The sequence below is a fragment of the Oribacterium sp. NK2B42 genome (genome assembly GCF_000424445.1).
Lineage (GTDB): Bacteria > Bacillota > Clostridia > Lachnospirales > Lachnospiraceae > Oribacterium.
Window position 1 is genome coordinate 3,597 of the sequence record NZ_KE384190.1, and the last position, 14,305, is coordinate 17,901.

10 protein-coding genes are annotated in these 14,305 nt (G+C 36.7%); all 10 read right to left on the reverse strand.

From position 1 onward, the window contains the following. Positions 1–119: 119 nt before the first annotated feature. Complete coding sequence (gene cas2, locus G625_RS0116755; protein WP_029202016.1) at positions 120–395, reverse strand: CRISPR-associated endonuclease Cas2; 276 nt, start codon at positions 393–395, stop codon at positions 120–122. 10 nt (positions 396–405) lie between these two features. Next, positions 406–819: a CRISPR-associated endonuclease Cas1 gene (locus tag G625_RS20625; protein ID WP_084152973.1), complete on the reverse strand. Its 414-nt coding sequence runs from the start codon at positions 817–819 to the stop codon at positions 406–408. A 120-nt stretch (positions 820–939) separates the two neighbouring features. Further along, the gene (gene cas4, locus G625_RS0116770; protein ID WP_049895984.1) at positions 940–1,500 is read right to left on the reverse strand and encodes a type V CRISPR-associated protein Cas4; all 561 of its coding nucleotides are present in this window, start codon (positions 1,498–1,500) and stop codon (positions 940–942) included. 15 nt (positions 1,501–1,515) lie between these two features. Continuing rightward, positions 1,516–5,184: a type V CRISPR-associated protein Cas12a/Cpf1 gene (cas12a, locus tag G625_RS0116775; RefSeq protein ID WP_049895985.1), complete on the reverse strand. Its 3,669-nt coding sequence runs from the start codon at positions 5,182–5,184 to the stop codon at positions 1,516–1,518. 199 nt (positions 5,185–5,383) lie between these two features. Next, positions 5,384–6,931 (reverse strand): hypothetical protein, encoded by a 1,548-nt coding sequence (locus G625_RS0116780; RefSeq protein WP_029202019.1) that lies wholly within the window; start codon positions 6,929–6,931, stop codon positions 5,384–5,386. 12 nt (positions 6,932–6,943) lie between these two features. Further along, on the reverse strand, positions 6,944–9,946 hold the full coding sequence (locus tag G625_RS0116785; protein ID WP_044933368.1) for an ATP-binding protein: 3,003 nt from the start codon (positions 9,944–9,946) through the stop codon (positions 6,944–6,946). A gap of 2 nt (positions 9,947–9,948) precedes the next feature. Continuing rightward, positions 9,949–11,580 carry a hypothetical protein gene (locus G625_RS0116790; protein ID WP_029202021.1) on the reverse strand — a complete coding sequence of 544 codons (1,632 nt, stop codon included), beginning with the start codon at positions 11,578–11,580 and terminating at the stop codon, positions 9,949–9,951. Positions 11,581–11,744: 164 nt separating this feature from the next. Further along, entirely contained in the window at positions 11,745–12,992 is a 1,248-nt protein-coding gene (locus G625_RS0116795; protein ID WP_029202022.1) for a tetratricopeptide repeat protein, read from the reverse strand. Positions 12,993–13,140: 148 nt separating this feature from the next. Continuing rightward, positions 13,141–13,674, reverse strand: a complete 534-nt coding sequence (locus tag G625_RS0116800; RefSeq protein ID WP_029202023.1) for a GNAT family N-acetyltransferase — start codon at positions 13,672–13,674, stop codon at positions 13,141–13,143. Positions 13,675–13,688: 14 nt separating this feature from the next. Further along, a complete protein-coding gene (locus G625_RS0116805) occupies positions 13,689–14,225 on the reverse strand; it encodes a macro domain-containing protein (RefSeq protein ID WP_044933371.1) in 537 nt (178 codons plus the stop codon). Positions 14,226–14,305 lie beyond the last annotated feature (80 nt).

Consider the following 14,305-nt stretch of genomic DNA (forward strand, 5'->3'; position numbering starts at 1 on the left):
TGTCAAAATGCATGCATTTTGAAGATTCTACGGCGATATAATAGTGCATTTTAGCCAATTTCATCCTTAGTATATCATACATCCTAGAACCATTCTAAAATCAAGTAAGAGGTTTGCAATTAAGTTATCATAACCAAATCATGCTCCTCATTAATAGCATACCCAAATCTTATGGTTTTGCAACTACTTGACATCATAAAAATTATAACACTATCTTCTTGTGAGAAACGTTTTTCATATTCATTGATTATTTCTGCCACAATATTATTAAGTATTTTTTCACTATTATCAATTTCAAAAACTGAAAATTGTATTCTGTGTCCATACTTACCTAAATATTTAGAAAATTTGGTACGCAATTTATCATTTGATATGTCATAGCTGATTATAATCATACACTTACTCCTATGGAAGAGAAATAGACTTAGATTTCATATCAAATATCGGGAACTCACTAGCATTTTTTCCTTTCATAAAAGCTCTGTAATAACCCCGTAGATAAAGAAATATAGAATCTTTATTTTCAAGCAGATCTTCTAAAAAAATCATGGAATATAAATTTGCTTTTTTATATTCCAACTGCCATTGATGACCTATCAATGTAAAATCTTCTTTATTAAACTGTCCTAAATTTATCCCCTTTCTGACTCTCCAATCAATTATTGGTCTAAATGGTTCCATAAGGTCACACACTAATGATTTTCTCATATAAAAATCTGTATGTAAAACGCCTCTATATACATCGAAATCGTAAACACTTAGTATACAATCTATAAAATTAAACAATATTGTATATCCTATATCCAAAAGACTATTAATATAATCAAACTATCAAATTGTCATTTCTATAAGAAAGCTTATCTCCTCTAGCAGGCATAAAAACTATAATTTGTTTTTTTGAGAAATCATTAATATCCAACATAGACTATTCCTCTGAACTTACTTTATAAGCGTTCTATCACATGCTGGTTCATATATGCAATGAAGGCACTTAGCTTCATTAGTCTGAATAAATTCATGTATAGAAAAATGTTTAATTTCATCTATTACTTTTTCAAACTTGAATAGCATATCCGTGTTCGCATAAGGCAACGGTATATCATATTTTTTGTGATCATCTATACTATATATTTCTATTTTCTTAACATCATATCCCATCTCTACTAGAGAAAAATACTGTGCATATACTTGAAATACATATCCATCATAAATATTTTTAACTTTTTTCTTCCTTTCTCTGAGCGTTTTTTTAGCGATATCAAAAATATCTATTTTCCCAATAAGATTATATTTCTCACAATATACATCAATTCCCATAAGTATATCTTTACGTGTAGTGTATGTACTTTCATCTACACTTTTGTGTGCCGCGTTTCCATTTATTTGATCAGTATTTTGATATATCATCCTATCCATATCTTTATACATTTTGTGAAAATAAATGGAAACTGGGCAAAATATAAAATCATTTAATTCAGTAATTAATATAGCATCATCCATATGTCATGTATCAGCTCATAATAGGTTGCACTGAGCATATTCCAACCATTCAGAATTTGACATTGCCAAATTAATTTTTGTTCCTGATTTAGTTTCTCTAATTTGTTTAATTACCCAAAGACCCTTTCTGGCAATATTGTATGCACCATTTGCATCCGCATCTCTTGGAAAAGTATCGTCACTAAATTCTGAACAGAAAAATTCTTCACGATAATTTTTAACAGGTGAAATAATATAGTCTCTTTTACCATCTGATGAACTATTTCTCATCTGTAATGTAAGCTGAAATAGCTTGATCAAATTTTTATAAAAATCAGCACTATCAATTTGAAGAATTTGGTCTTTTAAATCATCTTCATCAATGTAATTTTGTAAGTACTTGTCAAATAGACTTCTATACTCATCTGTCAATATAACTGTTTTGTCATCAAATGAATTATTCTTATCAGAATTCCTGTATTTCACAATACGTTCTCCGTTTGTACATGCAATCCACTTACTTTTACAACCGCTTGCCCTCTCTGTAAAAGATTTATAATCAAATCCAAATTCAAAATAATTATCCATTTGATTGTATCTAATAAAATCAAACTTTGAAAAAAAATCACGTGCTTTATCAACACTTTCATATTTAATATAGAATAAATTGGCAAATCCCGTAGTAGGATCAATTTTACTTGTAAGATAAGCAGGTACGTAATATATTATACCTGTTTGTTTACCAAGTTCTTTAAAGCTTTTAAACGCTGATGTTAATTGCAGAGCATTTAAGGCTCCTCCTGGCTTTTGAGGCGATTCCTGTTTCCTGCTTTTATCCAATACTAAATAATTCATCTTATCAATGAGCATCTTTTCAAATTTTTGATAAACCTGTTTTTCAACTTTCTGACGTCCTCTTTTGAAACCGAAATTTAAATCTTCAAGACAAATAATTGCATCATACTTTAGAACCAATTTGGCAATGATGTTAACCACCTGACTCAGATATCCCTCTTTCAATTCTTTTATGTTTTCTATGGTATTCCAATCTTTACGCGCCTTATCTCTGCTTCCCTCCTTCTCATCTAATAACTGATGGTAATCGGTTTCGATGTCATATTCCTTATCAACTATTGTATTTAGCGATATCTGCTCTATTATCTTTCCGCATGGATCAACAACGACCACATAGAGCAAGTTACGTTCACCTCTGTCAATGCCAATAACATTTACATCTTTATCTGCACGTATTGCATTATTAACTAATTCATTGAACTTTCCTGACTCGTTAGTTCCAAAATTTACTGTTATAGGTAAGTGCAGCATAAATTTGTCCTTGCAGTATCTTCGATCTTTAACAATGTCATAATCAAAGGTACTGGTTTTTTTACAATTTGATCGTTTCTGATTTTTATTTTTTATATTTTGCCCGGATTTATGAATAATCTGTTCATCTGATTCTATTGATGCAGGACGATAAAATACTTCAGCTTCTCCATTTAACTTATATACAACATTATCCAGATTTCTTTGATCAAACAGCATCTTAAAATAAAGAGTATGCAAGTTCAGCTTTCCCTTACTATATGGTGAGAAATCCTTATTATAAATCTGAAACAAATATAACTCGTTATTGTCAACTAAGTCTTTTATGTAACAAGCATCTATATCTGTAAAGGAAAGCTTATATCCCTGTTTTTCAACTTCACGGTAGAAATCACTTATATCATTATAAGAATTCGTATCTGAAAAGTTAAATCCAAATGTTGACCAATCAGTGTTCTTGTTAATAGATGATTTGAAAAAATCTATCAGATTTCGGCAATCATCTATAGAAAATGAATCTCCTTTTTTATGTGTGCCTTTTCTATATTTTGAGAGAAGCTCCTCTGAAGGCGCATAGTAAGCTATATTTTTAGTTGCAAAAAACACCTTAGGCAACATCTTATTTGGTCCTGGCAAAAGTTTATAATCTACTTTTTTATATATATCATTGCTAATTGCCTTTGGCGGATTTACAAATGCTTTATTGGATGATGTATTCATAATTCCCAAATAATATCTGTTATCCTTGATTAACAGTATTCCCAAATTTGCTTCTTCTTTGTTCTTATCCCATCCGTCCAAGAACGTTGGCCTATTAAAATTTAATTTGATTTTTTCTGTTGAAAACGGCTTCTTTGTCAGATAATTTCTAGTCAAGTTATAAATATGATCAACTTGCCGGAGTATACCTGCTAAAGCTTCCTGTTCAGAATATACATTCAGATTCTTTTTAATTTCCTGACCACTACCGTTAATAAGCATAACATCATGTTCAAAATCTTTAATGGAATCTAACATATTCTTAATAGCCTGTACTGCATTAGTGTTTTTAGATAGTTTTTTACTACGATCATGTTTGGATAGGACTATATCTGAAAAAACATTGTTTGATGTATATATTTTTTCAATATCATCAACAAGCCTTCTTATATACTTTTCAAGTATGGTAGTATCTCTACATAATGCTGCGATCTTACTTAGTGAATAGCTCTTATTCTTCTTTAAGTCCTTCTGGCGCTTTTCAAAATATTTATCATCCTTCGTTTTCTTTACATTTTCAGGAGCAGAATCATACTCGTGATTTATCAAATCGTCTATTGTGCTCCAATTATCAAATAAAATGTTAGACATAGTTGTTTTTGAAACATCATTTTTTATAAAAACCTCCTTTCCATCTGACTTTCGGAGGGTATCAAAAAAAGATTCGACCTTATCAGAGTTCAGGTAATCTATTAAGTATGAAACATAATTATGTACACTTGTTATGAGTACTTCATCATCAGTGTATTCTTCAATAAATTCTTCCTCTCTTTCTGTTAATAATTGTTTATATAATTCCTTCATTTTTGGCAGTTTTTTGAAGCTGCCTGCTCCATGCATTTTTTGATTATACAAATTTATAGCAGAATTCAATTGACCGATCATATGATTGTATGTGTCTATACCATACTGTGTTAATGTATGATTAAATGTATCAACCTCAAACAATTCATCCTGCTCCACTATACTCATGTCGCCTGATATAACGCCTGCATTCCGTACAGTCCTATATGCTTTAATATTATCGAAAAATTTCGGCAGATTTTCATTTATCAAACGATATGCAACTGTAGATGACTTGTCTTCAGCAGAATATAAGTTACTCCTCACTTTGTTATAACTTGTAAAATATGTATAAAAATTGTCAAAGCTTTCAATTAAAATCCTGTCTTCTTCGGTAGATGCAGCCTTTAGTAAACCCAAAAAATCTTTATTGCCAACTTTACTATAGTCAGTATGTCCTTTTAGCTGTTCAACTATTTCTTTACGCAATTTATCTTGGATTTTCAAAAAAGCGTCAATATCTCTTTCATCATTCTGCTTATTAAAATAAATATCTGCAGCATCTTCTAAAACAGATAATTTAAAATTATCCAAAGCCTCATTGATTATTTTCTTGTGATACATATCCATGAGTTTTTTCACATGCTCATAGTCACTTTTTCTTTTGATATCAGCTTCAAGAATTCGGTTCTTTTTTATATTATCTAATGTCTTACCAATTGGAACGAGTTCATTTCTTATAGTTTTACTTAATGCATACTGTTTTGTTAATCCATCATAATACATATATTTACCCTCACGTTCAAAAAAATCATACTTAAGTATTTCTGTTTCCATCTATATGCTATTATATCTCTTCAAAACTGCAAAAAAATGTACATATCTCTAAATTATATTTAGTGTAAAGTTCACGGTGACAGGTACCTATGGTCGTTAATACGAAGACCAGCCCATTAATAGGCTGGTCTTGATTATGAAATTATATATGCTGCAAAATTAAACATTTAAAAAATCTGCTGATTCTATTTTCGTTAAATCAAACACTAAAAGGAAGATGGTTTGAAGTTGCAAAGTCATTGAGTGAAGCGACTATGTTGCCTACTTTATCCGGTACGATCTCTTTTGCAAGGCTCACAGTATTATCGGCCATTTCCTTAGCTTTGTCAGCCAGCTCATCAACATGGTCGGAACCAAATTCAACCGCTGAAGCATATGCCTCTGAAGCAACCGCACAACCAATCATTCCGCCTACCATACCAACACCAAAGCCAACTGCAGTTCCTGCAACTGGTACTACTGATCCAACAGCTGCACCTGCCAGAGCAGCGCCGGCTATGCCTCCACCCACTTGAGCTGCATTTTCACCTAAATCATAGGCAAGTTCATTTCCAGTTATTTGACCGGTTGCATAATCAATAACAGAGTCATAAGACTGAACTCCAAAAGATATTACAGCTGCAGGTACTCCGGATTTTCCAAGAGACTTAATAAGCTGATGACTGGACGCCGACATGGTCTGGGAAACAGCTGTACTTACAAATGCTGTCCCATAGGCAACACCTCCGGCAACTCCGGTATCCTTTGCTACATCAATAAAGGCTTCCTGTGGCGTGATTTCACCATCCATAACCTTCGCGACATTATCAACCGTAGACACTGCCGCTGTTATTGTTACTGCTATTGCCGCACTATCCATTCCGGCCTTATGGCTTTCTACAAAGGTGTCTTGTACGAAAAGTTTAGTTGTATATCTTTCTGGATGTTTAACAGCGTAAATTGCCTCATCAGAACTAACAGTGCTCTTTTCAACCATTTGATCGATCTTTTTATAACGCTCAATCTGATTTTCTAATTTCTGAGCTGCCTCTACGTTGCCATTGTCGCGTACACGTTGCAGCTGTTCTTCGAGATTACTAATCTTCTTCGGAATAAGAGTTTTCACATCATCATAATAATCTTTAGGAATCTCCATCTTATCGACTTTACCATCATTAAAATATTTGTCGTATTTTTTTGATGCAAGCTTGGAAAGGCATTCAGAGGCATCCTTTCCAACGAATTTTACCTGAATTCTCTCTATGCTCCCATTTCTGTCAATTCGGATTTTGTCAACATATGGATCATTCTTTTTATACTCATACGGATCGTACTTTTTATACTCATCCGGTAGGTCATCTGTACGAAAAGTTTTTACTCCCGTATCATTTTTTTCGGCAATAAGATTTTCTTTTGTTGTACTTATAACCTCAGCTGCATAACCAGCATGTTGTCTTATATTCTGGTTCTCATAATCTTTGTTTATTTTATATTCACTTATTTCCTTTAAACCTAATGATTTTTTTCCTTTATCAAGAGTTGTTCCATTATACATTTCTTTTGTCGAGGACATTACAGCTGTCATATCTGGGACATCAGTTCCAAGCCAGTTAGAAATATTCTTATCAATACTATCAGGAATATTCATGAATGCATCATATTTGGAACTAATACTGCTCTCAAAACCACTATGGAGAGCTGACATTTTACCGCCTAAATCAAATTTTCCTGTATCTAGGCCGCTTGATTCAAATGTATCGAAAGTCATGATAAGTGCACCTCATTCCTTTGATGTTAACACAAAGCAGATGTTCTTGATTTCTTCAGAAGAACACTGCTTCAGTCTGTTTTCAACAAATACCTGTAATTCCTTAGGGGTATTAAAATTCATAAAGTCCTTATTATCTATGCCTATTACTTCCTGGACCAGTTCCTGCAGTTTAGGGAGATCTGCAGTTTTCCAATTTAGAAGTCCATTGAAGAGTGTGTAGTCATCTATTAATGTGGAGATTACCTTTTTTGCTCCGCGTGATATTTCGAGTACTTTCAAAGAGTCTTTTAAGGATTGTTCATCTATCCTTCCCTTACCAATCCATGGTTGCATAAGCATCCTTAAGATCAATATTCTTGCGGAACTTACAGTTCGAATAACTGTCCTTCTATCCGGCACATAAGGCCGTTCTGTGACAGCTGCTTTATCAATCATGGTCAAAACCGGAGCGACCCAGTCATTTTGATAAACAACAGCTACACCACTTGGTAGTTTTGCTATTTCATTCACTTGATCCACGGTGAGACCTATCGAACGTCCGATAGCATCCCTGTCATTTGCTTCCGGAGTACGGAGAACGATCTTTGTATTAGTGTTCTTTATTGCCGCAATATCAACAGAAGATGGTGACTGATCAACTATAATAAATCCCTCACCATATGTTCGGATTTCTGCAATGGTCTGAGTGAGCATCTCAACGGATTTTCCCACTAACCCGGATTCTCCGCCACCTTTAGTGTTTTTGAGCAGATTATGAGCTTCTTCAAGAACAGTGACATGCTTTAATCCATTATTATTCTCTGTCTTTTGATCAACTCGGTACTCATTCAGGATATAAACCATAAGCCCCATAATGAGAGCTTTCGTCTCTGTAGACTTGACCCTGCTTATATCAATAATGCAGTTTTCATCGAAAAGCTTTTTATATGGTGTTTGTTCTGTCGTAAATATGAACTTATTGAGCCCGACGGTCAATGATTTAACACGGGTTATCAGTGCTCCACGATAATTTGATTTTATATCAGAAGCATAATCGGAGCTTTCTATCAATTTGTTTAGTTGATCGATAAGAATTTCAAAATCGGGGTATTCAGGTTCTGCTCCATCAAAGGTAGAAGAACCAAGATCCCAGCCCACCTCCTCATAGGATTGTAAGATGGCGTCCTTAAAAAAAGCCGGCATAGCGTCATACATTGGCCAGCAGACACTGAAGATTTCAACCAATCCGTCCACATGCTCCAGAACATGTATAGATTTAGGAAACCTGAAAGGATTGATATTAATAAGTTCTGCTACTCGTGGATTTGTAGAATATACATTAGTATCCGGCCAGTTTCCGAAAACATCCTTATACTCGCCTTTCGCCGGCTCAACAACAAGAAACGGAATTCTGTCCTGATGAAGCTCAGCCAGCATCTGATAAACGGTATTACTCTTACCTGATCCTGTTGATCCGGTAATAAATGTATGCATGTTCAGGCTCTTATTATCGAGTTCTACAATTTTGTTTGTAATCTTTCCAAGATCAAACACTCTGCCAAGTGTCATTCTGTCCTCCGGACGTGACACAGTGTTCTTTGAAAACAGGTGGTAGGCAGTAACTTCTTTGCCGAATTCAGCATGCTCAATGACCGGAAGTCCGGATACAGTGGCCCTGGGTAGCTCCATGTGTATTCCGAGTTCTTTACCGGTAATAGTTGTAGTAGCATTTGTCATTACACCGTATTGGTCATTATTACCGTAATAAAAGAGCGGATGAAGAAAACGGGAAAGATATGTGGTCAAATCATGATAATTACCAACTGTTCTCGGATTATTGCTTCTCCACGAATTTATTGATGAGACTTCTCTTCCGGAGTTCTCACCATTCATAAGAGAACGATAATTGCTGGCAGCAATCTCAGCCGCTGACATGTCATCAGAAAGAAAATATGCAGCAACATTCCACATGCCATAACTGTCAAATTCCCTCGTACGTTTCAAAGAATCATCCAGCATTTGAAGCATATCAGTTACTACTTTGTTTTCTGTTGTAGTTGATGTTGAAGTACTGAGGGATTCACTCTGCTGTTCAGTGGGAGCCAAAGTATTGATGAAACCGCTCAGCTGTCCTGCAATCTGACCACCAACCATTGCGCCACCGGTCATTCCGATTGAAGGACTTATTGCTCCTCCTGCAATGGCACCTCCGATTACACCGCCCAATGAAGTAAGTACTCCTCCCAAAAGTGCTGCTCGTTGCTTTCCATTCATCTCGGCAAATGACTTGCTTTTGGACGTAGTATTGGATGTACTCTCAGATAATTGTACTTTTTGAAGAGGAGAGAGCTTTGTATATAGATCCTGATATTCCTTCCGCAGCATCTGGATCATCTGTGAAGGTTGGTTTTCTGCCACAATAAGACCTATGAATTGGCGTCCATGCATCGCCAGAGCCAGCTTTTCTATCCCCTGAACAAACTGTTCATTAGTTTGTTCTGTTGAAGACTTACTGTTTCCGACAATGCTAACTGATGTAACGTTCTGTTGCTTTATGATCTTTTCAGACAGAGCAGCAATATGCTGTCTGTCCTTTCCTAAGATCTTCATTCCGGGGAAGTGACCAATGAATGTATTCTTCAGGGTGTCACCAAGGGTAACGGTTGAACGCTTCTGCAATTCATCCTTTTCCATATTTCGGACACCGATGTAAAAATCTGTCTTTTGACCGTCGGAATCCATGATTATGAATGCGGTAGCATTATATGTCGAAAGAGTATTAAATACAGTCGTGAACTTATCCGTAACAGGTTCACCTTTTTTATATACCATCTCGGTAACATGAAAAAGGCGGATATTCTGGATTAAATCCTCTTCCAACGGCAGAAGTTCACCGACAGGAACTATTTGCATTTCTGTCAATCTGGATAGATACTTTTTCCGGATACCATCCTCTATGATTGCAAGACGGTTCTCCATAGTCATATCCTGTGTGACTATTTCAGCGGACAGTTGCTCTTGTAATTCATTCATAATCAGGACCTCTCTATATCTCGGAGCTTATCACAGAAAGCGGTATGCCAGTCGTTATCTGCCTGTAGTAATTTCTCATCTTCCGTAAGTTGTGATGACACAAGTTCCTTTTCCTCAGTTACTTCCTGAATAAGAATAGCTATATGCTTCATGTAACAATCGGACAATTCAGAGAAATACTTTTGTAAGTTGTAATAGGCTTCATTAATCATGTCATCCGCTACCGGTCCAACAACATTTGCGGCATGTGAACGCCAGTTTTCATAGTAGTATATTGTTTCCAGAACCGGTTCTTGAATTGATGCCTCGGAAGTTTTAAATAATTTTCCGAAAAAATCATCTTTTGGTATGACATATTGTTCTTCTTTTATATCCATTAATTCGTCGGCTATTCGATGTATCGAGTGTTCAGATAGTTCAGAAGCTACTATCTCTTTAACGTTAAAATCTTCTTTATATTGAGCACCCTTGTACCATTCATCGCAAAGAGTCATGAGTGTGGCACATTGAATAAAATAGAATTGATTTACAGCATGCTTGAAATCATCAAAAAACCTAAAAACTTCTGATTCAAATTCATAAGCTAATGATCTGGCCTCTGCCACATCTGTGATTTTGGTTTTTTTAATTTTCCATTGATTTATATTGTCAATCAAATATGATTTGGCTCTTATAAGATCTAATGGAAGATCAAGATTCTCTCTATTGTAAAAATGGTCATTGGATATTTTTAAATTGGTCAGAATATTATCCAACTCTTTAATCTTTTCATGGATATCCCGGTTGGTTATTTCACTCTGTCTGTTTTCTTCTTTAAGAATGGCTCCTAACTCATCAGCCTGTTTTTGGAACACATTAATTGAATCATAAATATATTCTGATTCGGGAAAAAGTTCAAAATATCTAAAGATAAGAGGGTCATCAACAGATGTTACTACCTGTGGTTTTTTCACACCCAGATCTCGTATTTCTCTTTCAGCTTTTTCTCCAAGAGCAGGACTTATCATGAAGAAAAGCTGATCCTGTGTAATATCATCTCTCTTCAAAAGCTCTAACAGATTGTATTGCAATGTACTAGCTGTTTTGCGATCAATATAAAAGAGAACCGGGGTGCTATGAAGATCAGTTTTACGTAATTCATCTACCGATTCAACATTCTCCACGGATATGTCAATATCCGCAAATATCCTGTCAGGATTTACTGATCCCCCTATTACAACAAATGAATATGCACTATCAAATAATTCTTTGTTGTGGTCTCTGAATGAATGTAAATCAAACTTTCTGTTAGGGGTATCGTCAAGCCACTTCAATAATTCATCTATCGAATGTGATTTTTCTTGTCTGCTGTCGAGACTGCCCTTGTGGAAAAGCTGTACAAGGTCTTTTCCGACTCCGGCTTGTAAGAAAGATTTTTTTAACTCTTCATAGTCCATTTCTGTACCGGTAAAGTCCAGCTCAAAATTATATCCGTTCATTTCATCGTAGAATATGGAAGGAATCTTATTTACCCAGGTTTGAAGTTTTTCTTTTTGATATTTCTCTACAAGACTGTTTATTCTTGGGGGATTTCCATTGAATCGAACCTCTGTATCAAGAAGATATGGATTATAAATCAATTCAGCTTTTATCATGAAATAGTCCCTTTCCTAATGGATTCTTAAATCTTAAATACTATATTTCAATTGTATACATACTCTAAATGAGATATCGACTCAAACATACTAATCATCAGTTTACATAGATTTAAAAACCAATGATTTATTACGCAGTTGGAGTAAAATTTCTCCACCGGAATTCACCCATCTTTCCTCACAACCTTCTTATACCTCTCCACCGGCAGCACCAGCTCACTCTCGTACTTATCTGCAACCGCCACAACCTTAACCGGTGTCTCACCGTCATATCCATTGACTATGACTGTATCTCCAACCTTAACGGTCTTGTCATCGCATAGATAATCAAAGCATCGTGCCTTTCCTTCAAACACTACGGACACAACATGATATACTTCTCCACTCTCCTCCGCTTTCTTCTTCGCCAGTGCAGTGAAGATAAAGTATTCCGTACTTATCTCTCCTACCAAATCGTCATATAGGTAAAACCTTGTCTTCTTCTCACTCCAGTCATACTCTACGCTGTCAAAGACAATCTCCGACTCCCCATTAAAGACCTCATACATGGTTTCCGGAGTCGTCTTGATCCTTATACTCTTTCTAAGCTCACAGTAATCCGCCCGTGGCACTGTGATGAGCATCTGCGGCGCAGCATCTTCATCTCTTCTCTTAAGCGGCGTAGCATCCAGCGCCAAAACCCCATCATTGAGTTCCTTTATAGTAAGTCTGCATCTTCTGTGCTTTATAAGTGTCCACTTGGTCCAGCCGGGAGAAAAGAACTTTACAGTCCGTCCTTTATCGACAAACTCCTTCCGGGTCTCTTCCAGAGCCTTCTGGATTCCGGTAAAGACCACAGTATCCCCGTAATAGTTACTGTCAATCCTCTTCCTGATGGCGTAGTCTGCCTGCAGGTAGTAATAGTAAGCGGTCTCAGCATTAGCCTCAGCTCCGATGCCGTCTCTGTAGACATTACCCTTACGGAGGGCTGCATCGGCAAATTTACAGTCGTCACCCTTCATGAAGCGCTTGAGGTTCTGCTTGTAAACCTTCCAGTACAGATGATTTGCGGAATACTCGTCCTTGACCACTCCGTAGCCGTAAGCCAACATATCGGCAAGCTTGTAGGTGCTTTCAAAATATGAGTAGGCATGACCCACGCTGAAATACATGAAGGCCTTGTCGTACTCCGGCACGCCGCCGTTGCACCTACCGTAATAGTAGATGTAACCGAGGGTATTGGCGGCCGAAGCATCACCGGTCATCTGATAATATTCCTCGAAGGCATCCCTCGCCTTAAGCCAGTCATTAGGGTAGATCTTCGTTCCGCAATAATAGCAGTAGCCTCTCCGCTGTATTGAGCCGGGATCCTTCTTCACATCACACCAGTAATCGAGGCATTCCTTGAATAGCTTTTGAGTGGCCTCGGACATTTAATAATCACAAAAAAATACCGTCAGAACCGGAGAAATTCCGGCTCTGACGGCTAAAGTTAAACGTTCACGTTGATAGGCACCTATGGTCTTGTAATATGGTTGGCCATCGCCTTATTTGTCATATTAATTTTTCCCTGGAACCCGGTTACAGAATCCACTTATCTGTCGGAGTCAGACCGCCGAAGCCCCAGTCTTCATCGGAATTTTTTACTACCAGAGTAAAGCCGAGTTTTTCGAGAACACGGGCTGATCTGTTGTTTTCCGGAAGGGTGCTTGCCTGGATTATCTCGATGTTTGTTTGCGTCTCCAGATAGTCTATCATCGCTTTAACTGCCCTGGTACCGATTCCCCTGCTCCAATACTTCTCGGACAGTCTGAAACCGATACTTACCTTATGAATCCTGTCTGAAAATCCATAGAATTCTGCAATCCCTGCGAACTTATCGTCGACATATATTCCAAGTATCAGGGAGCTTTCCAGGCATTCATCATACAGATGATCTATAACATAAGTTACATCATCATATTTTTTCTCAAATAAAAACGTAGGTTCATATTCATACACAGCTGAAGATGAGACAAAGTCTTTGAGATCTTCGGCATCTTTCTGTGTTATCCTGTCAAGTACTATCCCGTCATTCTCGATTCTGGGAATTATCGGAAAAAGGTTTTTGATCAATTCACTGGTCCCCCTTAAACCATGGCTGTAATTTCAGCTTCATAGGTTTTAAAGGTCTGCTCGTCGAAGAGAATCCAGGTGATGCTTTCCAATGCTCCTGCATTTTCATCCACAAAATTTTTTGCTGTATTTATCGCAGTTTCAGATGCCAGATCCAAAGGAAAATGATAGACACCGGTACCAAGAGAAGGAAGCCCGATGTTTTTTGCTTTATTTTCGGCAGCTAATGTTAATATGCTTTTATAGCAGGAAGAAAGGAGTTTAACTTCATCATGCATACCGTCCTGCCATTTGGGTGCTGCAGTGTGAATGATAAAATCAGCATTGGCATTATAAGCACCGGTTATCCTGGCTTCACCGGTTTTACAACCCCCCAGTTTTTTGACTTCCTGAAGAAGTTCCGGTCCGGCAATGGAATGGATGGCTTTACAAACACCGCTATCCAGATACAGGCTCTCGTCAGCGCCTATAACCAATACATCCAAACCATCTGTTTTTGTTATATCACCCTGTACAGCACAGATTTTGGTACCTTTATATTCTTTTTCCATTATATCCTCCTCGGCTATAAACGCATGTTTCTCGCCGTTTGTCTCTGACATACAAAATTGCAGTGCTGACCTGCCCAGTC